Below are 26,116 nucleotides of genomic sequence, written 5' to 3' on the forward strand. Positions count from 1 at the left end.
TTTCACGGCCGTGCGGGCACAACGACGGTTGCGGCGGCCGCCGTTCTGAGTAGCGTGTGGCTCAGGAGCCCGCCCCAGGTGGCGGCCCGCTCCTGGCGGTCCCGCCAGGAGCGGTGCAGCGACGCACGAAACCGGAGGATACGAGATGTCCGAGAACACCCCACCGGCCGGCGGTGACACACCCACGCCGCTCCCGCAGACTCCCGCTCAGCCCACTGCGCCGACGGCGGCGTATCCCCCACCACCCGCCGGCTACCCGCCCGCCGGACAGCCCCCGCAGTATGGCGCACCGACACCGCCCCCGGCAGCGCCCGACTCGCGACCGAAGACCCTCGCGATGGTCGCCCTGATCATCGCGATCGTCGGGATCGTGATGGCCGTGATCCCGTTCGTCACGTGGATCTCCGGCCTCGTGCTGCTGGCGGCGTTCATCATCAGCCTCATCGCACTGATCAGCAAGAAGCACGGCGGAAAGGGCATGAGCATCGCCGCGCTGATCATCTCGGTCGTCGGGTGGATCGTGAGCATCGTCATGACGTTCGTCTCGATCGCCCTCATCAGCGGAGCCGCCCTCAACCAGGCTCTCGAAGAGGAGTTCGGCACGATCACCGAACAGCCGATGGATGAGGACGACGAGGTGGTCGTCCCTGAATCGGGCGCACTCGAACTCGAAGTGACCGAGGTCGCGTTCGGACCGACCAGCTACGACGAGAACGCCTGGTGGTTCGTGGTGCTGTTCGAGAACCCGAATGAGGACTACATCTTCGACTACGCCGACATCGACATCGAAGCCGTCGATGCGAACGGCGTCATCCTCGACAGCTACGGTGAGTACCGCACGGTTCTGTCGGGCACGGCGGCGATCGTCGGCACGTTCTACGAGATCGGAACGGCCGAGATCGCGAATCTGGACATCTATGGTCCGACCGCCGACGAAGCCCTCTACTCGCCCTTCGCCGAGACCGGAGAGTTCTGGACCGAGGACCTCGCGGCCACGACCGATGACTTCTCGTCGGTGGTCACGGGCGTGCTGTACGGCGATTTCGACGCAGATCAGGAGCTCGTCGAGGTCGAGGCCGTCGTCCGCGACGCGAGCGGCCAGATCATCGGCGGAGACTGGACCTTCGTCGACCGGCTCCCCGCCGGTGGCGGCGCTCAGTTCGAGATCGATTTCTGGGAGATCATGCCCGCGGATGCCACGTTCGAGGTGTACGCGAGCCTGTAGCGCCGGCAGAGACCCGGCACGGCCCGAGGTGCGGGTGGGAGCGTCCACATCCGGCCCGCACCGCTCGGGTCACTGCTTGGTGACCCGAGCGATCGACATCACCAGAACGACACGGTCGGCGGCATCCGGCGGCGGCGCGGCACTCGCGCCCGTGTACCGGACCTGCAGCCGCTGGAAGAACGCGCCCTCCGGGTCAGGGACGACCTCGACGAGAGCGCCGGCGACCTCGAGGTAGTGCGAGGGATTGTCGGGGTCGACGATCGAGAGCGCCATTGCGGGATTGTGACGGAGGTTGCGGTATTTCTGGCGCTTCGTCGTGTGGGTGAACCGCACGAACTCGCCGTCGAACTCGTACCACATCGGGGTGACCTGGACGGTGTCGTCGGGCCTGATCGTGGCGAGGTGACCGTAGAGCGGTCGCTCGAGCAGGGGCAGGAAGGCGGGAGGAATGAGCTCGTTCACTGACACGCCTTCCATTCTCGGCGATCCTGCACGCCCGGGACCCGGATGCGGCCGATCCGCCCGCGCCGAGATCAGCAGCCCTCCAGCACCTGTCGGATGGTCTCCGCCTCCGCCGTGCTCACGCCGAGCCCGTAGGTCTCGACGATGCCCACCCACGCGATCGTGAATCGACACGCGAAATCGAGATCCCCCGGCAGCCATTCCGCGGGACTCTCGTCGCTCTTGGCCTGGTTGGTTGCGGCGGAGGCCGCCACGAGATTGCCGGGGTCGTTCGCGAACGCGATGCGCTGCTCGTCGCTCCAGGCATCCGCCCCGTGCCGCCACGCCCACGCCAGGGCCACGACATGGTCGATCTGCACCGCGGGCGACGTGTCGGGGCCGGCGACGAAGTCGGTGACAGATCCGTCGTACGGGTCGATGAGCGTGCCGGTCGCGACCCGACAGCCGTCCTCGCGCAAGGTCACCTCGAGCAGATCCCGCGCCAGGATGTCGTTGCGGGTGCTGCATCCGTTGCCGTCGAGGTCGAACCACGCCTCACCGAACGCATCCCGGTCGTAGTCGGCCGGTGACCACCCCGACACGATCGACAGGCCCGCGAGCTGATCCCGCGCCGACTGCGCGTCGCCGATGGCGAAGGGGTGCTCCGCGGCGACGGCCACCGCGCCCGCTCCCGGCGACGGCTCGGAGGGGATGAGCACCGGCACCGCCGGTCCCCACAGCACGAGTGCGCCGAGCGCGACGGCGATGGCGCCCGCCACCAGGATGCTGCGCCGCATCCATCTCCGCGCGCGGGCACTCGCGGAAGCGGTCCGTCGACGAGCGATCTCAGTCCCCCAGCCCGACCACGGGGACGCCGAGCCAGCCGCCGAGGTCTCGGATCTCGGCGTGCACCATCTCGAGCTCCTCCGGCTCGAACTGCTCCAGTTCGTGGAGCGCGTTCACCCGCAGCACTTCGCGCTTACGATCATGCTCGGCATCCAGCAGGCCCATGAACCGGTCGCCCACGAGGACCGGGTGGGCGAAATACCCGTACACGCGTTGGGCCTTGGGGACGAACTGCTCGACCTTGTACTCGAAGCCGAAGAGGTCGCGGAGGCGGCGCCGGTCGTACAGCGAGACGTCGTAGGGGTTGAGGATGGCGACGCGGCCTCCCTCGTCCTCATCCAGCGCTGCCAGCGCCTCAGAATCGACCCGGTACGTCCCGGGAAGTCCCTCGATCGTCACAGGTTCGCCCGCAGTGCCGACCGGACTCATCGCCGACTTCTTCGCGATACCGAGCCCCTGCAGGCGCCGCTCGGCCAGCAGCCGCTCGGCCTCATCGAGGGGAAGGTCGGGCACGCCGTCCGGATAGGCCCGCTCGACGACATCCCACACCCGCAGGCGACCCTGCCGCCCGACGACGGCGACCTCCCCGAGACGCGAGAGCACCTCCAGCATGCGGGGCACCTGGTTGGCGCCGTACCAACCGGACTCGGAGGACCGCTGCACCTGGCTCGTGTCGGGGATCGCGCTGGCCGGCATCGGCCCCTCGGCGCGCAGTCGAGAGATCACGTCACGACCGAACCGCTCATTGGCCGCGAGCCACGTGCCGGTATCAGCGTAGAGCCGACGATGTCGACTGACCGTCAGGAGCGGACCGAGCACGCTCATCGGCCGGAGAGTGCCGTCGAACTCGAAGAGCTGACGATCGACCTCGACGGCCTTCTGCAGCTGGCCGGGCTCGTACCCCCACCCGATCCGCGCCCACAGGATCGCGTGCTCACTGGTGGTGATCGCCGCGGTCGGATCGATCTTGATCCATCCGAGCTGCTCGGCGACCTCGACGACGTCCCCCGGCCGCTGGGCATCCAGCAACTGCGCGCGCACGGCGATGCGTCGCGCCTCGTCGCGGCTGAGGTGGTGCGTCATGGGCTCGACTCTAGTGAGCGGCTCTGACAGGTCTTGTCCCACTCAGCCGAGCTCGAACGTGGAGATGCCGAAGACCTCGCCGATCGGGAGGTCCAAGGCAGGGCCGCGGTACATTCGCGCTGTTTCGAAGACCGGATCCATGCCCAGCTCCGCCACGAGGGCCAGCGCTTCGGGGTTGGTCGTCGGCGGATCGAGGAACACCGTCTCGCTGTCGGGAACCTCTGCCACCAGGTCGGCGAGCAGCGCGCGGGCGGCGCCGGCATCCTCGGCAAAGAGCGGACCGACCTTCAAACCCTCACCGCAGGGACGGAGCACACCGAAGCCGCGCACGGCGTCAGCATCCACCGCCACCCGGGCGCGATGCCCGGGGAGCGTGATCCAGTCGTGCACGAAGCCCGGGCGCGGTGTGCCGAAATGAGCGGCGTCGTAGGCGACGAGATCATCGAAAGACACGCCTTCGGCATCCCGGATCGTTCCCGACTCGGATGCCGGGGCCAGCGCGAACGGCGCGTGGCCGGCGTATCGCCCATTGCGGTGCGCGAGGACGAAGCCCGAGGCCCGATAGTTGTCCTGCTGGTCGACCACCCCGTCCAGGCCCACCGTGCGCACCCCGTCCAGGTGCGCGAGCGCCGCGTTCCACAGCCGCAGGCCGAGGCCCTGCCCGCGATGGTCGGGGTCGACGATGTAGAACCCGACGAAGCCGTACCCCGCGTCGTAGCGGATCGCGGAGATGACCGCGACCAGTTCACCCCCGAGGAAACCGCCGAAGAATCCGCCCGGATCCACCGCGGCGAACGCGTCCGCATCCGCGAGACCGGGGTTCCATCCCTCACGCGCCGCCCAGGCGACTGCGTGCTCGACCTCCCCGCGCTCGAGCACGCGGATCTCGTATTCCGACTGCTTTCCCATCTCGCCTCCCGACCGTGGATGCCTCGCGGCTCACGATAGCGAGACGGCTGCCTCCCGGTAGGTCGCCCCGAGCGACCCCACACCGGGAGGCATCCGTGGTCCTCCCACCTCAGGCGACAGGGTTGGCGGCGGCGAACACGTCTCGGGGGTCGTACTGGCGCTTGAGTTCCGCCAGGCGTTGAGCGGACTCCCCGAACCCGGGTGCACGGTCGACCTCGCCGTCCATGAACGTGAGTGCGCGCGAGGGCGCGGCCCACGGTTCCATGGTGGCCATCAGACTGTGTGTCAGCATCCGTGCGGTCGGCGCCATCTCGGGCACGGGCACCATGCCGATGCCGGCCACGAGATACTCGGCGTCGACGGCTCCGACCGCTCCCGCACCCTCGGGACGCGTGGCCGCGGCACCGCCGAGGTGTCGCATCTCGGCCATCATCGGGCTCGGCACACTGCCGGCCGCGACGAACGCGTCCAACGCCTCGACCGGAAGGTCAGCGAGCATCGTGTGTGCCGCGAGTGCCGGCGAAGGCTCGGGCGGATCCATGTGCACGTGCACGAGGCCGGCCGCCGGCATCCGTCCGAAGGTGTCCATCTCGGGCGTGAGGGCGCGGAGCGGAGCCAGGAGCGCCGCGGCATCCTCGTCGGACTCGAGCACAACCCCGTCGATCACCGTCACCGATCGGCCGCTCAGGAAGGGCGGAAGCTCCGGAACCGGCGGGAAGTGCAGCACACGGAAGGTCGTGGTCGCGGACACCGGAGCGGTGAGCGTCCATTCGCGCCATGCGCGGCCGACCTCGGATGCGTGCGAGGCGTCCCAGAGAAGCATCCCGGCGTAGATCTCCGCGTAAGGAAGCAGATCGATCTCGAGCGAGACGACGACACCGAACGCGCCCGAACCACCGCGCACCGCCCAGAACAGCTCGGGGTTCTCGGTCGTGCTCGCGGTACGCAGAACCCCGTCCGCGGTGACGATCGTGATCGAGCGCACGGCGTTCACGGCCATGCCATGCTGGCGCGCGTAGAAGGAGAGTCCGCCGTTCAGGCTGTAGCCGGCGACAGAGACATCCCCGGCGCTGCCGTGAAGGGCGGTCAGACCGTGCGGAGCGGCGGCTTCGAGCACGTCGAGCCAGAGGCTTCCTCCCAAGACCCGCGCGGTCCGCTCGGCGGGGTTCACGGTCACGCCGCGCAGCAGCGCGAGCGAGACCAGGACGGTGCGCGACAGGTCCGTATCGGCCAAGCCGGCGGCCCCGTGGCCGGTCGACTGCGGGGCGACACGCAGGTCGGCGGCGACAGCCGCGCGCACGATGTCGACGACATCCTCCGCGGAGGTGGGGTGCGCGACGGCGAAGGGGCGCTGGTCGATCGCGAGGTTCCATGCGCGGCGCATGCTGTCGTACGCCGGCTCGGCCGGCAGCACGATGCGATCCCCGAGCGCGTCGCGCAGCGAGAGCGCGGCGTCCGGGTCAGTAAGGGTCTGGAATGTCATTTCTGTAGTCCTTGTCAGAGGTTGGTGAGGACCTCAGCATGAAGCGGTGTGCAGCTTCGGTCTATCCCAGATCTGGGGGGATTTCTGGCCCGCGAGCCTGGGAGAGCGGCACTCCCCAGAAGTCTGGGATAGACCGCGACACGCCCGGGGCGTCACACTGTTCACATGCTGACCGCACTTGCGCGCGGACGCGCCCTGAGCGACCTGGATGTCGTCTCGCGCGCGGGGCTGACCGTGACGCAGTTCATGGATGAGGCCACCGAAGCCCTACAGCGGGCTGTGCCCTTTGTCGCCGCGTGCTCTTCGACCCTGGACCCCGCCACGGCGATGGTCTCGAGCACCCGGAAGTACGCCGGTCTCGCGGGCAACAACGGGGACGACATCCGTTGGGCCCAGATCGAGTACGGCGAAGACGATCCGACCTCGATCGCGCAGATGGTCGTGGACGGCAAGGTAGCCGTCGGGGTGCATCACGAGTTCGATGGCAACCTCGATGCCTCGATCCGCATGGCCGAGTTCCTGCAGCCGCGCTTCGACTACGTCGACGAAGCGCGCGTCGTCTTCACTGATCGCAGCGGCGCCTGGGGGGCGATCTCACTGTTCCGCACGTCGGAGGACGGGCCGTTCACGCGCGACGAACTCGAACTGCTCGCGAAGATGGCGCCCTCCTTCTCCCGCGGCATCCGCACCGGCCTGCTCGCACAGGTCAACCGCATCGACGGCGTCACCGACTCGGGCCCGGCCGTCGTGATCGTCGACGCGCACGACCGCCTCGCGCAGGTGAGCCCGGGGGCGGCGTCCCAGCTGGCGCGCATCGCGAGCGTGCCGAACGCGGGCGATCCTTTCTCCGTCGTGCAAGCCCTCGTCAGCGGCGCTCGCCGGTTCGCACGCGGAGAGATCTCGACCACCCCGCGAGTGCGACTGCGCACCGAGGACGGGGTCTGGTTGGTCGTGCACGCAGCGCCTCTGGGCGGACGCGACGAGCGGGCAGGTGATGTCGTCGTCACGATCGAAGAGGCGCGTCCGCAGGAGGTCATCGACATCGTCGCAGCAGCCTTCGGCCTGACCTCGCGCGAACGAGAGGTCGTCGCTCTGGTTCTGCGCGGCTCGGACACGAAGGACATCGCCGCCACGATGCACGTCTCCCCGTACACCGTGCAGGACCACTTGAAGTCGGTGTTCGAGAAGGCGGGCGTGACGAGCAGGCGCGAGCTGGTGTCCCGCGTGTACTTCGACCAGTACGTCCCGCGCTGGGGCGGCGAACTCGGCGCGACCGGCTGGTTCGTCGGAGCCGAGCGCTCGCTCGGCGGCTGAACCGCGGCGGTTGCGGTCACGGATAGTCTGACGGGGGATCCTCACGGCATCCATTCACGGGAATACTTTCTGCCCTTCCGAAGGTTGGAACCGACATGCAGCGATTCGGCACACTCTCGTTCGGCCACTACGGGCCCCTGGGCGGCGGGCACATCCTCACCGCCCGCGACTCGATGCACCAGGCCATCGATCTGGCACAGGGTATGGATGAGCTCGGCGCGAACGGCATCTACTTCCGTGTGCACCACTTCGCGCGCCAGCAGTCCTCGCCCATGCCGCTGCTGGCCGCGATCGCGGCAAAGACCGAGCGCATCGAGATGGGCACCGGGGTCATCGACATGCGCTACGAGAACCCCCTCTATCTCGCAGAGGAGGCCGCCGCGGTGGACCTCATCAGCGACGGCAGGCTCGCGCTCGGCGTCAGCCGCGGGTCGCCCGAGACCGTCGTCCGGGGATACGAGGCGTTCGGGTACACCGGCGCGAAGGATGAGCGGGGCGCGGACCTCGCGCGCGAGCACTTCGATCGCTTCCTGGACGCCATCGACGGCAAGGGCCTCGCGCAGCGCGACGCGTCCAGCCCGTTCGGCGGCGGGAGCGGCATGCAGCAGATCGAGCCGCACTCCCCTGGTCTGCGCTCCCGCGTCTGGTGGGGAGCCGGCAATCGCGACAGCGCCGAGTGGGCCGGGCGGGCGGGCGTGAATCTCATGTCCTCGACCCTGCTCACCGAGGCGGACGGCACGCCCTTCGACATCCTGCAGGCCCGCCAGATCGATGCGTTCCGCTCCGCGTGGAAGGATGCCGGGCACGCCGGCGAGCCTCGCGTCTCGGTCAGCCGCAGCGTCTTCCCGCTCGTCACAGCGGAGGACCACATGTACTTCGGCGGACGGCAAGAGGGTGACGGCATCGGCTATATCGACGGGTTCCGCTCGACCTTCGGCAAGACCTATGCAGCAGAGCCCGATGCCCTCATCGAGCAGCTACAGGCGGACGCCGCCGTCATGTCGGCCGACACGCTGATGCTCACGATCCCCAGCCAGTTGGGGGTGGAGTTCAATCTGCGCGTCGTGGAGTCGTTCGCGACGCACGTGGCGCCAGCCCTCGGATGGAAGTCGAATCGTGAGGTCAAGGGCGGGTCTTTGCCCTAGACAGGGCCAGCAGCGCACGTTCGCGGGAATCTCGGCGAGTTGTGAAAAAGTGGGGTTCATGTACCGATCAGCCTCGTGATCGCCCCCGGATCACCGCCCGACCCCGAATCGCCGCTCCCATGACACCGTCCGTACCCGCCTCCCTTCGAGGGTCCCGCCCCGCCCTTCGTCGACTCCCCCCGTGGTGGGTGTGGCTCGTCGCCGCGGTGACTCTGTTCTTCACAGCGTCGGCAAGCATCGTTCTCACGCCACCGGGAGGGACGATTGCGGTGTGGTGGCCGGCGGCGGGGCTGTCCGCTCTCTTCGCGCTCTTTGCACCGCGCAGAGCACGCTGGGGAATCTTCGTCGTCGTGGTGGTGGTCCTCACCGCAGCGAATGCGGCGGGAGGTCGTGACCTGCCCTCCTCCTTTGCGTTCGGAGTGGCAAACGCGGTGGAGGTCTGGGTCTTCATCGCTATCGTCGACGGTCGCGATCGTTCGGATAACCGCTTCCTCCTCAGCTCGGTTCGGCATGCGGTGCGCTTCGCTCTGGCGGTCGTCGCGGGCTCGACGACCCTTGGGTTCGTGATCAGCGGGACAGTCGCTATCGGCGGCGGGAGCTTCACAGAGACCTTCATTCACGTCGCGCCATCACACGCGGCGGCGATACTGATGATCGCGCCCTTCGCCGCGCTGCCGCCCAACATCATGAAGCGGATCCCGTGGGGCGAAATGGTGATCCAAGCGATCATTCTGTTCACGACACTCGGATTCCTCGCCGTGGCCGGAGCACGAGTCCCCCTCTCGTTCCTTCCCGTCGGATTGCTCGCGTGGGGGTCATACCGCCTCCCGATCCGCGGCGCCTACACAGAGACGCTCATCGTCGGCGTAGCGGTGCTGGGGATGACGATGAGCGGCTACGGTCCGTTCAGCGAGCCCTCGCTGTCGCCGAGCGTGCAGACGGCGTTCGCGACATTGTTCCTGTTCATCATCGCGGCATCCAACCTGTTCCTCTCCACGGCGAGCTACGAGATTCGCGACGCGAATCGCGCGGCGACCACCTATTCAGGCCTGTTCACGCGAGGCCTGCTCAACTCACGAGTGGCAGTGATCATCGCAGAACGCCTGGACGATCGGTGGCACATCGTGCTGTCGAACACCGCCGCGGACGAGCTTCTGCAAGACCCGGTCATGTCCGAACAGTGGAGACAGGGCGGCCTTCGCCAACGCGTCGGGGAATCCCTCGCCTCGGGGATGCCCTTCACCTTCGAGACCCCGGATGGACGATCACTGACGATACATGCGTCACCGGTTGACGACGACGATGTGCGCGTCACCGTGCAGATCATCGACATCACCGGCACGGTTCGGGCCACTCGCGCGCAACTCGTCGCCGAGAAGGAGCACAACCTCGCACTGACCGAGAGGCTTGAGCTCGACAGGCGTCAGCAGGACTTCGTCGCCACCGCCAGCCACGAGTTGCGGACGCCCATCACGAGCATCTCGGGGTACCTCGAGCTGCTCGAAGAAGAGGAACTTCCCGCCGAGGCCCGGACGTGGACGGCGGTGATCCGCAACAACACACAAAGACTGGCCGCGCTGGTGGAGGACCTTCTCGCTCTGAGCCGCGCAACACATCGATCGGCGCACGAGCACGACGTCGCTCGTCTGTCCGCAAGAGAGCTGGCCGAGGAAGTCCGGACGACATTCCTCTGCGCCGCCAACGATCGCGGGGTGGACCTCGTCATCACCGGGCAGGACGGTGTCGTGACCGGGGTGCGAAGCGAGATCACCCGCGCGCTGAACAACCTCGTCTCCAACGCGGTGAAGTTCACGCCCCGCGATGGTCGGGTCGAGATCGCGACACGCCCGGGTGTCGACACGCTCACCCAACCCGGCGGTGGTCGGGTCGCGGGAACGGCTGTGGTCGTGACCGACACCGGCCCCGGAATCGACACTCTCGAACTCGACCACGTGTTCGAACGGTTCTACAGAACCCCTGCTGCCCAGCGCGAGAACACTCCGGGGACGGGACTCGGTCTCGCGATCGCTCGGGAACTAGCACATGCAAACGGAGGGTCGCTCTCCGTGGAGTCTCCTGACGGGAAAGGAGTGGTCGCGACACTGCTGTTGCCCGCTGATCCTGTGCCGTCTCACCGACACACCCCACGGCAGGAAGACCAGCAGCGGGCTCTCCCCTAACTCCGTTCAGCGCCTAGCTCCGTAGAGCGCGCAGACGTGCCTCGACGCCGGTGTCAGCGCCCTCAGGCGATGAGCTTCTCGACGCGCTCGACCAGTGCCCGCGGCGAGAACGGCTTGGTGACGAAGTCATCGGCACCCGCGGCCATCGCACGATCGATGTCCTCCTGGGTGGTGCGGGCCGTCAGCATCATGATCTTGGTCGCCGAGAAGTCCTCGCTGGCACGCAGCTCCGTACACACCTCGAGCCCGTTCTTGAGGGGCATCATCCAGTCCAGGATGACGAGATCCGGGTGTCCGGCACGCGCTGCCGTCAGGCCGGCCGCACCGTCGGCAGCCAGCGACACATCGTGCCCGCCGCGGGTGAGACGCACGTTGAGAAGGTGCGCCACATCAGAGTCGTCTTCGACGACGAGAATCTCGGCCATCGGTTCCCCTTCCACACCTCGCGCTCACCGATCACACACAACCTACCCGTGATCCCGCGCAACCCATCGACTGCCGCTACGTTCGCATGTATGAGCACGGGCCAGCTCTCTTACCTGCGCGCGACCACGGCGCCGGTGCGACGTGCCTCGCCCTGGTGGATGTGGCTCGTCGTGATCATCGCGATCTTCGTCGCCTCACGTGCCGGCATCGCGTTCACACCTCCCGAGAGCCCCGTCGCAGCGTGGTGGCCGGCTGCGGGCATCGCGGCGTGGTTCGCGCTCATGAATCCGCGCTCACGCCTGTGGGCGGTCACGGTGATGGTCGTGATCGTCACGGCCGCCGCCAACGCCGTGGGCGGCCGCGACCCGATCACCTCCGTCGCGTTCGGATTCGCGAATGCGCTCGAGATCGTTGTCTTCGCTCTCATGCTCGCCCGCCGCGGGGACCGACGATTCCTCCTGCGGACGATTCCGCACGCGTGGCGGTTCGCGCTGGCGACGCTGGCAGCATCCACCGTGCTGGGCCTGCTCGTCGGTCTCATCGTCGTGATCGGCGGCGGCGACTTCGCGGAGGTGACCATCCACGTCACCGCCTCTCACGCGGCCGCCATTGCGATGATCGCGCCGTTCGCCGCCCTCGCACCGCGCCTGAAGATGTCGGCGCCACGAGTCGAGGTCGTCGCCCAAATCGTCGTTCTCTGCGGCACGCTCACGCTGCTGGCCGTGAGTGAACCCGGCCTCCCGCTGGCGTTCGTGGTGGTCGGGCTCCTCGCCTGGGGCTCCTACCGCCTGCCGATGTGGGGGGCGATCAGCGAAACCCTGCTCACCGGCATCGCCATGCTTGCCTTCACAGTGGGCGGCGTGGGCCCGTTCAGCTCCTCGGCACTCAGCCCGGTCGCGCAAACAACGGTCCTCGCCTTCTTCCTTCTCATCACGGGGTTGTACAACCTCTTCCTGTCGACATCGAGCTATGAACTGCTCGACGCCAACCGTGCTTCTCGCAACTACGCCGAGCTGCTCACGGGCGGCTTCCTCGACTCTCGGGTGGGTCTGGTGATCGTCGAGCGGGCAGGGCGAACCTGGCATGTGCTCCTCGCCAACCCCGCCGCACAGAAGATGCTGCAGCGCGAGGTCGATGGCCATCGACGCTGGCTCTCCGGCCCCATCCGCGCGCGCGCCGAAGCGAGTCTGCGCAACGAGCGCTTCGCGACCTTCGAGACCCCGGATGGTCTCGTGCTGAACCTCGATGTCTCGCCTGTCACCGGCGACCCCTCCCGTGTCGCCGTCCAGATCTTCGACATCACCGCAAGCGTGCAGGCGACACAGGCGCAGCTGATCATCGAGCGCGAGCGCTCGGCAACGATGGCGGCCCGGCTCGAGCTTGACCGCCGCCAGGAGGACTTCGTCGCCACCGCCAGCCACGAACTGCGCACCCCGATCACGAGCATCTCCGGCTACATCGAGCTCCTCGAGGAAGAACCCGACCTCACCGACCAGGCTCGCGAGTGGATCCAGGTCATCGACCGCAACACGGTCAGGCTCCGCGGCCTCGTCGAAGACCTGCTGGCACTGAGTCGCGCGACCGACCGGAGTGAACTCACCCGCGCCGTGGAACGCATCTCCGGCCACGATCTGATCGATGAGGTCGTGTGCATCCTGAACCCCGTGGCTGCGGAACGGGGCGTGACGCTCACGGTCGGCGATTGCGCCGGCGAGGTGATGGGAGTTCGCGCCGAGATCGTGCGAGCCCTCGGAAATCTCGCATCCAACGCCGTGAAGTTCACCCCCCGCGGCGGAGAAGTCACTCTCGAATCCGCCAGCGACGAGATCCTCCAGGGCGCGGATGCGGCACCCCGGGCGGGGACACGACTGACGGTGACTGATACGGGTCCGGGCATCGACACCGATGTGCTCGAGCACGTGTTCGAGCGCTTCTATCGTGCTCCCGAGGCCGAGAAGGAGAGCACACCCGGCACCGGCCTCGGCCTCGCGATCGCGCGAGAGCTCGCCCTCAACAACGGCGGCACGGTCGAGCTCGCTTCCAAGCCGGGCCACGGGGTCAGGGCGACACTGCTGCTCCCGGCTCCCACGTCGGAACCGGCCCCGGCTTCAGACCCTGAGATCTAGAGGCGTACGACCTCGGTCACCCGCACCACGGCGGTGCCACTCTCGACCGATGCCTCCAGGTCCACCTCGGCGCGGATGCGCCAATCGTGGTGACCTGCCGGATCGTCGATCGTCTGCTCCACCCGCCAGATGCCAGATCCCGCATCCGATTCGTCGATATCGACGAGTCCCGCGGAGCGGGCCGGGCCGCCCGTGAGGATCTCGTCGTGCTCATCGAAGTACGCATCCAGCGCCGCCGGCCAGTCGACGTCGGGATCCAACGCGACCAGCTCGTCATCGCGCTGGAGTGCAGCCAGCTGCACGCGTCGGAACAGTTCGTTGCGCACCAGCACGGTGAAGGCGCGCCGGTTGGTGAGCACCGAGGGCGGCGCAGGAGGCACGAGCGGCGCCGTCGGGTCGTCGGGCGGGGATATGAGCGCCTCCCATTCGTCGACGAGACTCGAATCGACCTGGCGCACGAGCTCGCCGAGCCACTCGATCAGATCCCGCAGCTCCGTCGTCTGCGCATCGGAGGGCACCGTCTGGCGGATCGCCCGGTAGGCATCGCTGAGGTATCGCAGCACGAGACCCTCGCTACGGGCCAGCTGGTACTCCGCGATGAACTCGCCGAACGCCAGCGCGCGCTCGAACATGTCGCGCACGACGGACTTCGGCGACAGATCGAAGTCACGCACCCAGGGTTGGCTGGTCGCGAACACCTCGTACGACTGGGCGAGCAGCTCTTCCAGGGGCTTGGGCCAGGTGATCTCCTCCAGGGCATCCATGCGCTCGTCGTAGTCGAGTCCCTCGCGCTTCATCGCCGCGACAGCCTCGCCGCGGGCGCGGAACTGCTGCTGGGAGAGGACGGGTCGGGGATCATCCAGCGTCGATTCGATGACGCTCACGACGTCCAGGGCGTAATGTCCCGTCCCGGCCGCCCCGGGGGTGTCGTCGGGGTCGAGCACCTCGATCACGGCGAGGGCGAACGGCGAGAGCGGCTGATTGAGGGCGAAGTTCGGCTGCAGGTCGACGGTCAGTCGGATGCCGCCCGCGTCGTCGACCTCGACGATCTGGGCATCGCGGAGTGTCCGGAAGATCCCGAGCGCCCGGCGGGCCAGCGCGTACTTCCTGGCCTGCGACTCATGGTTGTCGAACACGAGAGACCGGATGTCGGCGAACACGTCTCCACCTCGAGCGATGACGTTGATGATCATCGCAGCGCTCAGCTGCAGCTGGGGGACGAGCGGCTCGGCTTCGGCCTCGATCAGTCGTTCGTAGGAGGTCTCGCTCCAGTTGACGAACCCCTGCGGCGCCTTCTTGCGCACGATCTTCTTGAGCTTCTTGGGGTCATCCCCCGCCTTGGCGATCGCCGCGGCGTTCTCGATCTCGTGATCGGGCGCCATCACGACGACGGTGCCCGCGGTGTCGAAGCCGGCACGTCCCGCGCGACCCGCGATCTGGTGGAACTCGCGGGCGGTCAACTGCCGCATCCGCTGCCCGTCGTACTTGGCGAGCGCCGTGATCAGCACCGTGCGGATCGGCACATTGATCCCGACCCCGAGCGTGTCCGTGCCGCAGATCACGCGCAGCAGCCCGCGCTGGGCGAGCGTCTCGACCAGGCGTCGATAGCGGGGAAGCATCCCGGCGTGATGCACCCCGATGCCGGCCCGCACCAGGCGCGAGAGGGTCTTCCCGAATGCGGTGGTGAAGCGGAACCCGCCGATCGCCTCGGCGATCTCGTCGCGCTGTTCGCGGGTGACGATCTTGATGCTCGCCAGCGCCTGGGCGCGCTCCATGGCCGCCGCTTGGGAGAAGTGCACGATGTAGATCGGCGCCTGGCGGGTCTGGAGCAGCTCTTCGACGGTCTCGTGCACGGGCGCGCGCACGTACGAGAAGTGCAACGGCACGGGTCGCTCGACGCCCGTGACCTGCGCGACCTCCCGCCCGGTCCGCCGTGTCAGGTCCTCGGCCAGGAAAGTCACGTCGCCGAGGGTTGCCGACATCAGCAGGAACTGGGCTCGCGAGAGCAGCAACAGGGGTACCTGCCAGGCCCACCCGCGATCGGGATCGCCGTAGAAGTGGAACTCGTCCATGACGACCTGGTCCACCGGGGCATCCGCGCCGTGGCGGAGTGCGATATTGGCGAGGATCTCCGCCGTGCAGCACACGATCGGCGCATCCGGGTTCACCGATGAGTCACCGGTGACCATGCCGACGTTGTCGGCGCCGAAGATGTCGACGAGCGCGAAGAACTTCTCACTGACGAGGGCCTTGATCGGGGCCGTGTAGTACGTGCGACCGCCGCGGGCCAGGCAGGCGGCGTGCGCGGCGATCGCCACCAGGCTCTTGCCGGTGCCGGTCGGGGTGGACAGGATCACGTTCGCGCCGGAGACCAGCTCGATGACGGCCTCGTCCTGCGCCGGGTACAGCTGGATGCCGCGGGACTCTGCCCACGAGACGAACCCGAGGTACTGATCGTCAGGCTCCGCGCCCTGCCGGACGAGGTCGAGGATCGAGGCGGACATCTCCCCCACTCTCCCACGCCCGCGGCCTCCCACGCGCGGCGTCTCACACACGCGGGACCTCTCACGCGGGCGCGCGGCGATCAGCTCGCGCAGGAGTACACGGCGGCGTCGGTGACGTCGACGTGGAGCCTGGCATGCCCGGCGAATTCGTGGGCGGTGTCGAGGTCGGTCCCCTCCGCGAGGGTCAGAGTCGCCCAGCCGACGACGCGCTGCGGGTGGCTGGCGAGCTGTGGCATGGTGTTCCCGGCCGGCGACCACGCCGCCAGAACCTCGTCGAACTCATCCCAGCGCGCCTGCGGATCCTGCCACGACCCACCGAGCACGTCGCGTTCGACGCAGGCGTTCACGTACTCCTGGGCCAGCCCCGGTGCGCCGGTCTCGCCGGGAAGGAGCCCCTCCCCGTTCTCCCCCGAGACCGTGCCGTCGCCGTCCGCGTCGCCATACAGCGCGTTGTCGGGGCCCACCACGAGGTTGCGCGCCGCCTCGGCTGCACGCAGAGCGTCGGGGAGGTCCATCGCCTGCTGCCACTGCGTCACCGCGTCATCGAGGGCGACAAGACGCTCTTCGAGCGCGGCGGGCACCGGATCATCAGCTGACGTCGAGGTGCGAGCGGATGCGCACCCCGCAGCGATCAGCGTGATCAGCGCGAGACCGGCCAGGGTCATCGCGCGGCGCAGGCGCACGGGAGTCGTCACGCGAACAGGCTAACCCGCGCGCCGCGCGGTGGTCAGCGGCCCGGTCGATCGGCCGCGCTCTTGGGCGGGTCGACCGTGACATCCAGCAGCTCGAGTCCCCGCAGCGAGGTCCACGTCAGCTCCTCACCCTTCGCCGCGTGCTGCGAGGCGCGCACGGCGCGCTCATCGGCCCAGCTGTTGAGGCGATGTCCGCTGTGTCCGCGCACGTGCTCGAGCACGACATCCGGCATCCCGGCGGCACGGCGGGAGTCGCGGGCGGCGATCAGGCGCTCGAGGATGTCGCGATTGGCGACGGGCTTTTTCGCGCTGGTCACCCACCCGCGGCGGCGGTGTCCGTCCATCCACGACGAGTAGGTGTCGATCGCGTACTTGGAGTCTGCCTGGATGACCAGTTCCCGCACGTCGGAGTGATCAGCGATCGCATACAACAGCCCGAGCAGCTCGCCGATGTTGTTCGTGCCGTTCGGGAGGGAGCCGGCGGCCCAGTTGCCGTCCTCGCCCACCCACGCCCACCCGGCGGGACCGGGATTTCCCTTGCACGCCCCGTCCGTCGCGACGATGTAGTGGTCGGTCGGATGCGGCTGCAACGGTTCTGGCACGTGCTCCATCCTCCCACCCGCCGAGTTGCACATCCCCGCGCCGAGTTGCACACCGCCGGGCCGAGTTGCACACCGCCGGGCCCGCATAGCCTGGGTGGATGACGATCGAACCGGGACGCTACCGACACTTCAAGGGAGCGGAGTACGAGGTGATCGGCACTGCCCGCCACAGCGAGACCGAGGAGGAGTTCGTCGTCTACCGACCATGCGACGGCGAGGGCGGGATGTGGGTGAGGCCGGCCTCGATGTGGAGCGAAGAGGTCGACCGCGACGGCTACCGCGGTCCGCGGTTCGCGCCCATCACGACGTCCTGACGCGAGCCTCCCCGCAGCGACGCTACTTGCCGCCGCAGGCGCGCAATCGCTCGCGGTCGCAGTCACGGGATCGGCCGCACCTGCGGATGCCGGCGCACGCGCGGGCGCCGCGAATGCGAGCACGGTGTACTCGAGCGATGCCTCGGTGCGAGTGCCGGCAAGGTCTACGGCGAAGGCGCTCACCGCATCGGTCCCCGGGATTTCCCGACCCCGCGAGCGTCAGGGTCAGACCAGCCAGAACCGGCATCCCCTGCTGAATCCGTACGACGACGGCATCGAGCCGGGTCGTAGTGCCCGCAGCATCCACCGCATAGACCGTCAGGGCGTACTCACCGGACCGATTCGTCGGCGGCGTTCAGCTGCGCGGTGATCACCTGCACGAGGAACCTTTCGAAGAGGGGACTCTTCGAGGATCCGTGTGAGGGCACGTCGGTGACCATCCCAGCGGACCGGGGAGACTTCGACCCCACACTTCTGGGATCTGCACTCCTCGCGAGCGTAGGAAAAATCGCGAGAACAGGACGACACGCCCCGGCGCTGGCCTACCCCCGGGATATCTCCAACCTCCGCGAGGTCGGTCGGCACAGCGCCCTACGAACGATGTGCCGCGTAGTACTCCAGAAGGCCCCGGGTCGACGCATCCTGCGCGGCCAGCGCCTCGGCATCACCTTCGATCGCCGGGGCGATCTGCAGAGCCAGCTGCTTGCCCAGCTCGACGCCCCACTGGTCGAAGGAGTTGATACCCCAGATCGCACCCTGCGTGAAGGTGATGTGCTCGTAGAGGGCGATGAGCTGACCCAGCACCGACGGGGTGAGCGCGGGCGCGAAGATGGATGTCGTCGGGCGGTTGCCCGGGAAGGTGCGCGCGGCCACCAGCGCGCCGGTGGTGCCCTCGGCCTCCACCTCTTCGGCGGTCTTCCCGAAGGCGAGGGCCTTGGTCTGGGCCAGGAAGTTCGCCAGGAACAGCCCGTGCACGTCGCGGCCGCCGTCCTCGAGCGGGTAGGCGGGGTTCACGAAGGCGATGAAATCGGCCGGGATCAGGCGCGTGCCCTGGTGGATCAGCTGGTAGAACGCGTGCTGCCCATTCGTGCCGGGCTCACCCCAGAAGACCTCACCGGTGTCAGTGGTGACGGGGCTGCCGTCCCAGCGCACCGACTTACCGTTGGACTCCATCGTCAGCTGCTGCAGATACGCCGGGAAGCGGTGCAGCTGCTGGGCGTAGGGCAGCACGGCGTGGGACTGCGCGCCGAGGAAGTTCGAGTACCAGACGTTCAGAAGACCCATCAGCACCGGAACGTTCTCGGCCAGCGGTGTCGTGGCAACGTGGACGTCGACGGCGTGGAAGCCGGCGAGCAGGTCGCGGAAGACATCCGGCCCGAGGGAGATCACGAGCGAGAGGCCGATGGCGGAATCGACGGAGTAGCGACCGCCCACCCAGTCCCAGAATCCGAAGGCGTTGTCGGTGTCGATGCCGAAGGCCGCGACCTTGTCGAGCGCGGTCGATACGGCGACGAAGTGGTGGGCGACAGCATCCGTCTTGGCCGCATCAGTGCCGTCGATCGCACCGGCGGCGATGAGCCCGGCCCACAGCCAGTCCCGCGCGAGGCGGGCGTTGGTGAGCGTCTCGAGCGTCGTGAACGTCTTGGATGCCACGATGAACAGCGTCGTCTCGGGGTCGAGATCGGCTGTCTTCTGCGCCATGTCGGTGGGATCGATGTTCGAGACGAAGCGCGCCTCGATCCCGGCCGTCGCGTACGGCTTCAGCGCTTCGAACACCATGACGGGGCCGAGATCGGAGCCGCCGATGCCGATGTTGACCACGTGCGTGACCTTCTTGCCGGTGATCCCGGTCCACTCCCCCGAGCGGACGCGCTCGGCGAAGGCGCTCATCGCGTCGATGACGGCGTGGACATCGGTGTCGACATCCTGGCCGTCTACGACCAGCGCCGGGCTGACACCCGCGGGACGACGAAGGGCCGTGTGGAGCACGGCGCGATCCTCGGTGGTGTTGATGTGGACACCTTCCAGCATCTGCGCGAACCGCTCGCCGACACCGGTCTGCTCGGCTAGCGCCACGAGCTGGCCGAGGATCTCGTCGTTCACGAGGTTCTTCGAGAGGTCGACGTGCAGGTCGGCAAGGGTGTGGGTGAAGCGCTCAACCCGTCCCGAGTCGGTGGCGAACCACTCGCGCAAGTTCGGCTGCAGCGTGGCTGCGGCAGCGGTCAGCTCGGTCCAGGCGGGGGTGGTCGTCGCGTCGACAGGCGTGCTCATACCCTCACGCTAGCCGAGCACACGCCGGCGCCGCAGGTCACCCCAGCGCCGCGAGGAAGCGGTTCGTGTAATCCAGCGGCGCGGTGCCGTCGGTGATGGAGTTGCACACCGGCGAGGCCCATGCGTCGTCGCACGGGGTGTCCCGGTCCAGCGACCAGGTGTGGACCCCCGCGAGGCCGTTCGTGAGGGCGTACGCCATGACCGTGTCGACGTCGTCAAGGGTGAAGATCTCGTCCGCGACGTTGTTGCGCCCGGTCATCGGTGTCAGCTCGATCTTCGACAGCGGGATGCCGTACGTGGCGTGGAGGTTCTTCGCCGCCTGCACGGCCGATGCGCCCATGTCGCATCCGCCGGCACCGTCCACCACACAGAAGCCGGCGCCCGCAGTGCCGTAATTCATGACCATGAGATTGATGGTGTAGTTCTCGAGTCCGGAATCCCGCACCGCGTGAACCGTGGCATCCCCCGTCGCATTCACGCCACCCAGGCTGCCGTCGCTGGCAGCGAGCGTCGCGATCGTGAACGAGAACCGCAGGCCGGGGTAGCTGTCCTCGATCGCCGCTGCCGCCTCGGCGAGCGCCTGAATGTCGGCCACCGCCTGGCCCGCTTCGATGTCGAAGTCAACTCCAGTGAGGTTGTCCGAGGCATAGCGGTCGATGAATGCCGCCAGACCGGCACCGCTATCGCAGTGGAAGCCGCCATTGGCGCCACCCGTCGAGATGACGTAGTCGACATCCGCGGCATCCAGGATCGGCACGTTCGCGGCGGCGAAGTCCGCGCCGGCCACCCCTCCCCAGTTCTCACTTCCGCACTGGCCCGTCGCGAAGGCGAGGGTCACGGCATCCAACGCGGTGAGGTCACTGTCGAGCAGTCCGCCGTCACCGACGAGCGCGAGGCGCTCCCCCGTGACGAGGGTGTTCATCTCCAGCGTGTTCCAGTCCATGTTGATCGTGACGTCCTTGTACGCGCTGAAGACGAAGTCCGGGGAGACACCCGTTTCCCCGGGCTCGCTCGGCTCGGGTGTCGGCAGCACGGTCGAGGACGGCTCAGGCGTCGGCTCGGCGGTCACGGTCGGCTCCGGAGTCGGATCGGAAGCCTCGCAGCCAGTGACGACGGTCCACGGCTGACCGCTGCCGGCTGCGCCGCTGCTGGTCTCGGGATCGCTGCCGAGAGTCCACCAGTTCGCGCGATACGTGACGCTCCCGATCGAGGCGAGGTCGCCTCCCCAGTACACGGTCGAGTCCTTCCATGCCGCTGCTGTGCAGGTCGCCGTCGGCGTCGGGGACGGCGTGCTGGTCGGGGTGGCGGAGGGAGCTGCCGACGCGGTCGGCGACGGGGCGGGAGTGGACGACGGTGTCACTGTCGGCGTCGGCGTCGGATCCGCGTCGCCGCACGCGCCGACGATCGTCCACGGCTGTCCGGTGCCTGCCACACCGTTGTGGGTCACGGGGCTGTCCCCGCGGGACCACCAATTGGCCCGGTAGTTCACCCCCTCCGCGCTCGCGGTATCGCCGCCCCAGTAGACGGTCGAGGCGCTCCATTCGGGCGCACACTCCGCCACGGCGGCATCGGCCTGGGCGGGCAGGGCGGCCACGAGTCCCGCAGCCAGCAGCGCCAACGTCGCAACGGTCGCGGGCAGGAACGGGGAGCGAACGGACATGCACGGAACCTCTCGGCAGGTCGCCTGATGCGACGGGGTGCTGCGGATCAACAGCGCGTCAGTGTCACACACGCGCGTTACACATCCGCGCCCCGACTGCCACCACATGTGGATAACCCTGAGAAGATGGGCGCATGACCACGATCGGCGCCAGCTCCCTTGATGTCTTCCCGCTCTGCCTCGGCGGCAACGTGTTCGGCTGGACGGCCGACAAGGAGACGACCTTCGGCATCCTCGACGCATTCACCGCAGGCGGCGGGAACCTCATCGACACCGCGGATGCCTACTCCAAGTGGGTTCCCGGGCACACCGGAGGCGAGAGCGAGAGGATGATCGGCGAGTGGCTGGCCGCACGCCCGGGCACCGAGGTGATGATCGCGACGAAGGTCGCCCGACACCCCGAGTTCCCGGGTCTCGGAAATGTGCGCGGAGCGGCCGAGGCTTCGCTGCAGCGCCTGGGAGTCGAGGTCATCGACCTGTACTACGCGCACTACGACGACCCGGACACTCCTCTGGAGCAGGCGGTGACCGCGTTCGCAGAACTGCAGGATGCCGGCCTCATCCGCGCGATCGGCCTGTCGAACTTCACACCCGATCGCCTGCGGGCATGGATGTCGACGGCGGCTGACCTCGGGGTGGCGGCACCCGTTGCGCTGCAGCCGGAGTACAACCTCGTCCACCGCAACGATGTCGAGGCCGATGTCGCCCCGATCGCCGCGGATTTCGGTCTCGGGATGCTCCCGTACTACGGCCTGGCATCGGGCTTTCTCACGGGCAAGTACCGCTCGACCGAGATCGCCGAGGGTGCGTCACCGCGCGCGAAGATGGCATCGGCGTACGCGACGCCGCAGGGGCTGCAGATCCTGGACGTCATGGAACGCATCGCCGGCGCGCACGACACGACGATGGCATCCGTCGCGCTGGCCTGGCTGCGTGAACAGCCCTACGTCGTCGCCCCCATCGCGAGCGCATCACGGCTCGAGCAGGTCGAGGGTCTTCTCGCCGGCGCGACGCTCTCGCTCACAGCGGGCGAGCTGGAGGAGCTCACCGTCGTGTCGGACTGGACACCGGTCGACATCTGAGGCGGCCGCCCGGGCGCCCCGGGCGGCGAACACTCACTGGGCCGCGGGACGCTGGCCCTGACCGCCACGGCCGCGCGAACCGCGACGGCGGCGACGTGCGGCGCCATCGGCGGCGTGACCGGATGCGGCGTGTTCGGCGGCACCATGACGAGGGTTGTGCGCGTGGGTGGGCTTTCCGGGGTGCGCCTGGGGGTTCGCCTTCGCGCCGGTGCTCTGGCCACCGCGCGAGGCCTGTCCGCGGCCGCCCTGGCCCTGTCCACCCTGGCCGCGGGAGCCCTGTCCCTGGCCACGACCGCCCTGACCGTTCCCGCGCCCACCGGCACCGCGACCGGCCGAGCCGCGACCGCCCGACTGCGGGCGCGCCGCCGAGGCGACAGGAGAGTCTGCGGGCAGCATCCGGTGCGGGGCTCGCGGTCCGACGAGCACATCCACGGCGGGGGATGCCGCCGTCACCGTCTCGAACGCCACCTGGATCCCGGCCTTCTTCAGCAGCTGCGCGACCTCGCCGCGCTGGGCCACGAGCCCGACCGTGACGACGGTGCCCTCCGCTCCCGCGCGAGCTGTGCGGCCGGAGCGGTGCAGGTATGCCTTGTGCTCGACGGGCGGGTCGACGTGGACCACGAGCTCAACCTGGTCGACGTGCACGCCGCGCGCGGCGACATCCGTGGCCACGAGCACGCGGACGCCACCCTCGGCGGGGTCGGCGGAGAAGGCGGCGAGGTTGCGGTCGCGCGCGTTCTGCGACAGGTTGCCGTGCAGATCCACAGACGGGATCCCGGCGGCCGTGAGCTGCTTGGCGAGCTTCTTGGCCTGGTGCTTGGTGCGGGTGAAGAGGATCCGGCGGCCCTGGCCCGAGGCGAGCTCGCGCACGAGAGCGGTCTTGGATTCGGGGCTCTCGGCGAGGAACACGCGGTGTGTCATCACTCCGGCGGGAACACTGGCCTCGTCGACCTCGTGCAGCACGGGCTGCGAGAGGAAGCGCTTGGCGATGACGTCGATGCCGCCATCCAGGGTCGCGCTGAAGAGCAGTCGCTGACCTCCCGCCGGGGTGGCGGCAAGGATGCGGGTGACGCCCGGAAGGAACCCGAGGTCGGCCATGTGGTCGGCCTCGTCCAGCACGCTCACCTCGATGGCATCCAGCTTCGCGATGCCCTGCTTCATGAGGTCTTCCAGACGCCCGGGGCAGGCGACGACGATGTCGACGCCGGTGCGGAGGGCATCCTCCTGGCGGCGCTGGCTGACACCGCCGAAGATCGTGGTGACGTTCAGTCCCGCGACCGCGGCGAGCGGCTCGATGGTCGCAGCGATCTGGGTCGCGAGCTCGCGCGTGGGAGCGAGGACGAGACCACGGGGACGGCGACCGGCACGGCCGGGCGCACCGGTCGTCAGACGCGCGACGAGCGGAAGCGAGAAGGCGATGGTCTTGCCGCTCCCGGTGCGCCCGCGGCCGAGGACATCGCGCCCGGCGAGCGAGTCGGGCAGCGTGTCGCGCTGGATGGCGAAGGGCTCGGTCTTACCCGAGGCGGACAGGACGGATGCCAGGGGTGCCGGCACGCCGAGATCAAGGAAAGTAGGCATGGTGGTGCTTTCGGTGAGGCCGCAGGCAGAGACTGCCGCGGGAAGAGGCGACGGTGCGGGTTCGCACATCGGTTCGCCGTTCGAGAAGAGAGCCGGCGCAGATGGCCGGGATGCGTATCGACGACGCAAGCCGCGGCGCATTGCCGCAAAGCTTCTCCTAGCCTACCGGCTGCGCCTGGGAATGGCGTGCGCAGTGCGTGAGCCCCGCCTGTCCGCAGGATTCGCACTGCACGGCCCGCACGCGGCAGTCCTCGTCGGCGCAGTTGACCATGCGCGAGGTCGCGGCCCCGCAGTCGACGCACTGGCCGATGGTCGCGGCATCCGAGCCGAAGCTCACCGACTCACGCCCGTCGAAGACGTACAGCGAACCCTCCCAGAGGCCGGTGTTGCCAAAGCTCTCGCCGTAGCGGACGATGCCGCCATCCATTTGGTAGACCTCGCTGAACCCTCGCGAGACCATGAGACTCGAGAGCACCTCGCAACGGATGCCGCCGGTGCAATAGGTGACGACCGGCTTGTCCTTCAGGTGGTCGTAGCGGCCCGAGTCGAGCTCGGCGACGAAGTCGCGGGTGGTGGCGACATCCGGCACCACCGCGTTCTTGAATCGGCCGATCTCCGCCTCGAACGCGTTGCGGCCGTCGAAGAAGGTGACGTCGTCACCCCGCTCGGCGACGAGCTTGTGCAGGGCGCCGGGGCTCAGGTGCGTGCCACCGCCGACCACTCCCGCCCCGTCAACGCGCAGTTCGTCGGGCGCGCCGAAACTCACGATCTCGTCGCGGACCTTCACCGACAGCCTCGGGAAGTCCAGGCTCTTGCCGCTCTCGTCCAGCCCGGAGCCCTCCGACCACTTGAAGTCGATGTCTCCGAAGCCCGGGTACTCACGGGTCTTGCGCCAGTACGTCTTCATCGCACCGAGCTCGCCGCCCACCGTGCCGTTGATGCCGTCCTTCGAGATCAGGATGCGCCCACGCAACCCCAGCAGCTCACAGAGGTCGCGCTGCCACAGCCGCACCGCGTCGGGGTCGGTGATCGGCGTGAAGCGGTAGTAGAGCAGGATCTTCGAAAGCGCCACCAGGCAAGCGTACGCGGCCCGACGTCCCCCGCGAGGGGTCGCAACATGTCGCCCCTGCGCGCGCTCGTGCGGCGTGTTGTGACCTCTCGCGTCACACTGGAGTCATGCCGACGCCTCACCCGACTCCCGCGCCCCGCACGATCTGGTTGTCGCTGCTGGCAGATGTCGTGCTCGTCATCCTGTTCGCGGCGATCGGACGGGCGAGCCACGACGAAGGCATCCTGGGCGAGAACGGCCTCGGACTGTTGCAGACCAGCTGGCCGTTCGTGGTGTCGCTGTTGATCGGCTGGGCTGCGATGCGGCTCTGGCGCTTCCCGACGGCGATCCTGAACGCGGGTATCTCCGTCTGGCTCTACACGGTGATCGGCGGGATGCTGCTGCGCGGCGTCAGCGGGCAGGGCGTGCAGATGGCGTTCGCGATCGTGACGGCGATCGTGCTCGGCCTGTTCCTGGTCGGCTGGCGGATCGTCGTCGCCCTCCTCGCGCGCCGTCGCCCCCGCACCGACCCCTGAGCCCGACAGCCACCTAGTCCGGCATGTCCCACTCCTGACGCACGCATGTCCCACTTTCGGCCCGAAACTCGCTCGCGGTCTTGGGGCAGAAAGTGGGACATGCAGTGGGGGCACGAGGATGCCTCGAGCGCGGCGGTGGGCTCGAGGCGCTGTCCCGGCTTACTCCTCGGTGACGTCGACCGTGAAGGTCACGTCTTCGATGCCGCCGTCCGAGTTGGACAGGACGACCTCGGTCGAGCCGACAGAGAGGGCGGTCACACCGGGGTTGAAGGTGGCGGTGTCGTCGGTGTGGCCGGGGACGAACTCCGCGACAGCGGGGTCGGCGACCTCTCCCGAGTAGCTGTCGACAGCGAGGTCGCCGGTGTTGATGTTGAGCACCTGTCCGACGATGAGGTCGACGGTGGCACCCTGCAGATCACCGGCATCCATCGTGACGGGGGTGATGACGTTTCCGGTCTCGCCTGACGAGCAACCGGTCAGGGTCAGCGCGGCGGCAAAGGCAACGGCGGCGATGGCGCCAAAAGCACGTGTTCTCATGTCGCGAGTCTGGCAGTTCCCCCCGCTCGCACGCAGGCGTGCGGCGCAGACGTATGGGAATCGTGACCAAATCGCGCTAGAACTGAATGGTGTGGGAGGGGGTCCCGCACGGCA

22 protein-coding genes are annotated in these 26,116 nt (G+C 68.4%); 8 read left to right on the forward strand and 14 right to left on the reverse strand.

Going from position 1 to position 26,116, the window contains the following annotated elements; translation table 11 throughout:
• The first annotated feature begins 145 nt into the window (after positions 1–145).
• Entirely contained in the window at positions 146–1,225 is a 1,080-nt protein-coding gene (locus ABD206_RS04980; protein WP_344070016.1) for an FxLYD domain-containing protein, read from the forward strand.
• Between the two features lie 69 nt (positions 1,226–1,294).
• Here the strand turns inward: ABD206_RS04980 and ABD206_RS04985 are convergent, their stop codons facing one another.
• The 5 genes from ABD206_RS04985 to ABD206_RS05005 form a co-directional block, all read right to left on the reverse strand.
• Positions 1,295–1,702 carry a PPOX class F420-dependent oxidoreductase gene (locus ABD206_RS04985; RefSeq protein WP_344070018.1) on the reverse strand — a complete coding sequence of 136 codons (408 nt, stop codon included), beginning with the start codon at positions 1,700–1,702 and terminating at the stop codon, positions 1,295–1,297.
• Positions 1,703–1,758: 56 nt separating this feature from the next.
• Positions 1,759–2,463 (reverse strand): HNH endonuclease family protein, encoded by a 705-nt coding sequence (locus ABD206_RS04990; RefSeq protein ID WP_344070020.1) that lies wholly within the window; start codon positions 2,461–2,463, stop codon positions 1,759–1,761.
• 49 nt (positions 2,464–2,512) lie between these two features.
• Complete coding sequence (locus ABD206_RS04995; RefSeq protein ID WP_344070022.1) at positions 2,513–3,595, reverse strand: DNA glycosylase AlkZ-like family protein; 1,083 nt, start codon at positions 3,593–3,595, stop codon at positions 2,513–2,515.
• A gap of 42 nt (positions 3,596–3,637) precedes the next feature.
• Positions 3,638–4,504 (reverse strand): GNAT family N-acetyltransferase, encoded by an 867-nt coding sequence (locus tag ABD206_RS05000; RefSeq protein WP_344070024.1) that lies wholly within the window; start codon positions 4,502–4,504, stop codon positions 3,638–3,640.
• A 109-nt stretch (positions 4,505–4,613) separates the two neighbouring features.
• A complete protein-coding gene (locus ABD206_RS05005) occupies positions 4,614–5,987 on the reverse strand; it encodes an FAD-binding oxidoreductase (protein ID WP_344070026.1) in 1,374 nt (457 codons plus the stop codon).
• A gap of 165 nt (positions 5,988–6,152) precedes the next feature.
• Here ABD206_RS05005 and ABD206_RS05010 point away from each other — a divergent pair, with 165 nt between their 5' ends.
• From ABD206_RS05010 to ABD206_RS05020, 3 genes are all read left to right on the forward strand, one after another.
• Entirely contained in the window at positions 6,153–7,301 is a 1,149-nt protein-coding gene (locus ABD206_RS05010; protein ID WP_344070028.1) for a helix-turn-helix transcriptional regulator, read from the forward strand.
• Between the two features lie 95 nt (positions 7,302–7,396).
• Entirely contained in the window at positions 7,397–8,446 is a 1,050-nt protein-coding gene (locus ABD206_RS05015) for an LLM class flavin-dependent oxidoreductase (RefSeq protein WP_344070030.1), read from the forward strand.
• Between the two features lie 119 nt (positions 8,447–8,565).
• Positions 8,566–10,626 carry an ATP-binding protein gene (locus tag ABD206_RS05020; protein ID WP_344070032.1) on the forward strand — a complete coding sequence of 687 codons (2,061 nt, stop codon included), beginning with the start codon at positions 8,566–8,568 and terminating at the stop codon, positions 10,624–10,626.
• A 62-nt stretch (positions 10,627–10,688) separates the two neighbouring features.
• Here ABD206_RS05020 and ABD206_RS05025 read toward each other — a convergent pair whose 3' ends face one another.
• Positions 10,689–11,051, reverse strand: coding sequence for a response regulator transcription factor (locus tag ABD206_RS05025; RefSeq protein ID WP_344070034.1), 363 nt, complete (start codon positions 11,049–11,051; stop codon positions 10,689–10,691).
• Positions 11,052–11,141: 90 nt separating this feature from the next.
• Here ABD206_RS05025 and ABD206_RS05030 point away from each other — a divergent pair, with 90 nt between their 5' ends.
• Positions 11,142–13,178: an ATP-binding protein gene (locus ABD206_RS05030; RefSeq protein ID WP_344070036.1), complete on the forward strand. Its 2,037-nt coding sequence runs from the start codon at positions 11,142–11,144 to the stop codon at positions 13,176–13,178.
• On the opposite strand, the gene ABD206_RS05035 is transcribed toward ABD206_RS05030, so the two are convergent.
• The 3 genes from ABD206_RS05035 to ABD206_RS05045 all read right to left on the reverse strand — a co-directional run bounded on the left by ABD206_RS05035 (position 13,175) and on the right by ABD206_RS05045 (position 16,976).
• A complete protein-coding gene (locus tag ABD206_RS05035) occupies positions 13,175–15,682 on the reverse strand; it encodes a DEAD/DEAH box helicase (protein WP_344070038.1) in 2,508 nt (835 codons plus the stop codon). The two genes, ABD206_RS05030 and ABD206_RS05035, sit on opposite strands and share 4 nt — an antisense overlap.
• Positions 15,683–15,762: 80 nt before the next feature.
• Positions 15,763–16,377, reverse strand: coding sequence for a hypothetical protein (locus ABD206_RS05040; RefSeq protein WP_344070040.1), 615 nt, complete (start codon positions 16,375–16,377; stop codon positions 15,763–15,765).
• Positions 16,378–16,409: 32 nt separating this feature from the next.
• Positions 16,410–16,976 carry a ribonuclease H family protein gene (locus tag ABD206_RS05045; RefSeq protein ID WP_344070042.1) on the reverse strand — a complete coding sequence of 189 codons (567 nt, stop codon included), beginning with the start codon at positions 16,974–16,976 and terminating at the stop codon, positions 16,410–16,412.
• 98 nt (positions 16,977–17,074) lie between these two features.
• Between ABD206_RS05045 and ABD206_RS05050 the strand changes: the two genes are divergently transcribed.
• Positions 17,075–17,290 (forward strand): DUF1653 domain-containing protein, encoded by a 216-nt coding sequence (locus ABD206_RS05050; protein WP_344070044.1) that lies wholly within the window; start codon positions 17,075–17,077, stop codon positions 17,288–17,290.
• Between the two features lie 591 nt (positions 17,291–17,881).
• Here the strand turns inward: ABD206_RS05050 and pgi are convergent.
• The gene (pgi, locus tag ABD206_RS05055; protein WP_344070046.1) at positions 17,882–19,561 is read right to left on the reverse strand and encodes a glucose-6-phosphate isomerase; all 1,680 of its coding nucleotides are present in this window, start codon (positions 19,559–19,561) and stop codon (positions 17,882–17,884) included.
• Between the two features lie 37 nt (positions 19,562–19,598).
• Complete coding sequence (locus ABD206_RS05060; protein ID WP_344070048.1) at positions 19,599–21,221, reverse strand: hypothetical protein; 1,623 nt, start codon at positions 21,219–21,221, stop codon at positions 19,599–19,601.
• Positions 21,222–21,355: 134 nt separating this feature from the next.
• On the opposite strand from ABD206_RS05060, the gene ABD206_RS05065 reads away from it, so the two are divergent.
• A complete protein-coding gene (locus tag ABD206_RS05065) occupies positions 21,356–22,303 on the forward strand; it encodes an aldo/keto reductase (protein ID WP_344070050.1) in 948 nt (315 codons plus the stop codon).
• A gap of 33 nt (positions 22,304–22,336) precedes the next feature.
• Here the strand turns inward: ABD206_RS05065 and ABD206_RS05070 are convergent, their stop codons facing one another.
• Both ABD206_RS05070 and trhO read right to left on the reverse strand, forming a co-directional pair.
• The gene (locus ABD206_RS05070; RefSeq protein ID WP_344070052.1) at positions 22,337–23,881 is read right to left on the reverse strand and encodes a DEAD/DEAH box helicase; all 1,545 of its coding nucleotides are present in this window, start codon (positions 23,879–23,881) and stop codon (positions 22,337–22,339) included.
• A 157-nt stretch (positions 23,882–24,038) separates the two neighbouring features.
• Complete coding sequence (trhO, locus tag ABD206_RS05075; protein WP_344070054.1) at positions 24,039–24,953, reverse strand: oxygen-dependent tRNA uridine(34) hydroxylase TrhO; 915 nt, start codon at positions 24,951–24,953, stop codon at positions 24,039–24,041.
• 104 nt (positions 24,954–25,057) lie between these two features.
• Here trhO and ABD206_RS05080 point away from each other — a divergent pair, with 104 nt between their 5' ends.
• Positions 25,058–25,465 (forward strand): DUF3054 domain-containing protein, encoded by a 408-nt coding sequence (locus ABD206_RS05080; protein ID WP_344070056.1) that lies wholly within the window; start codon positions 25,058–25,060, stop codon positions 25,463–25,465.
• 159 nt (positions 25,466–25,624) lie between these two features.
• Here ABD206_RS05080 and ABD206_RS05085 read toward each other — a convergent pair whose 3' ends face one another.
• A complete protein-coding gene (locus tag ABD206_RS05085; RefSeq protein WP_344070057.1) occupies positions 25,625–26,002 on the reverse strand; it encodes a hypothetical protein in 378 nt (125 codons plus the stop codon).
• Positions 26,003–26,116: the final 114 nt, after the last annotated feature.

It is taken from the genome of Microbacterium sediminicola, assembly GCF_039531125.1.
In the GTDB taxonomy this organism is placed as follows: Bacteria; Actinomycetota; Actinomycetes; order Actinomycetales; family Microbacteriaceae; genus Microbacterium; species Microbacterium sediminicola.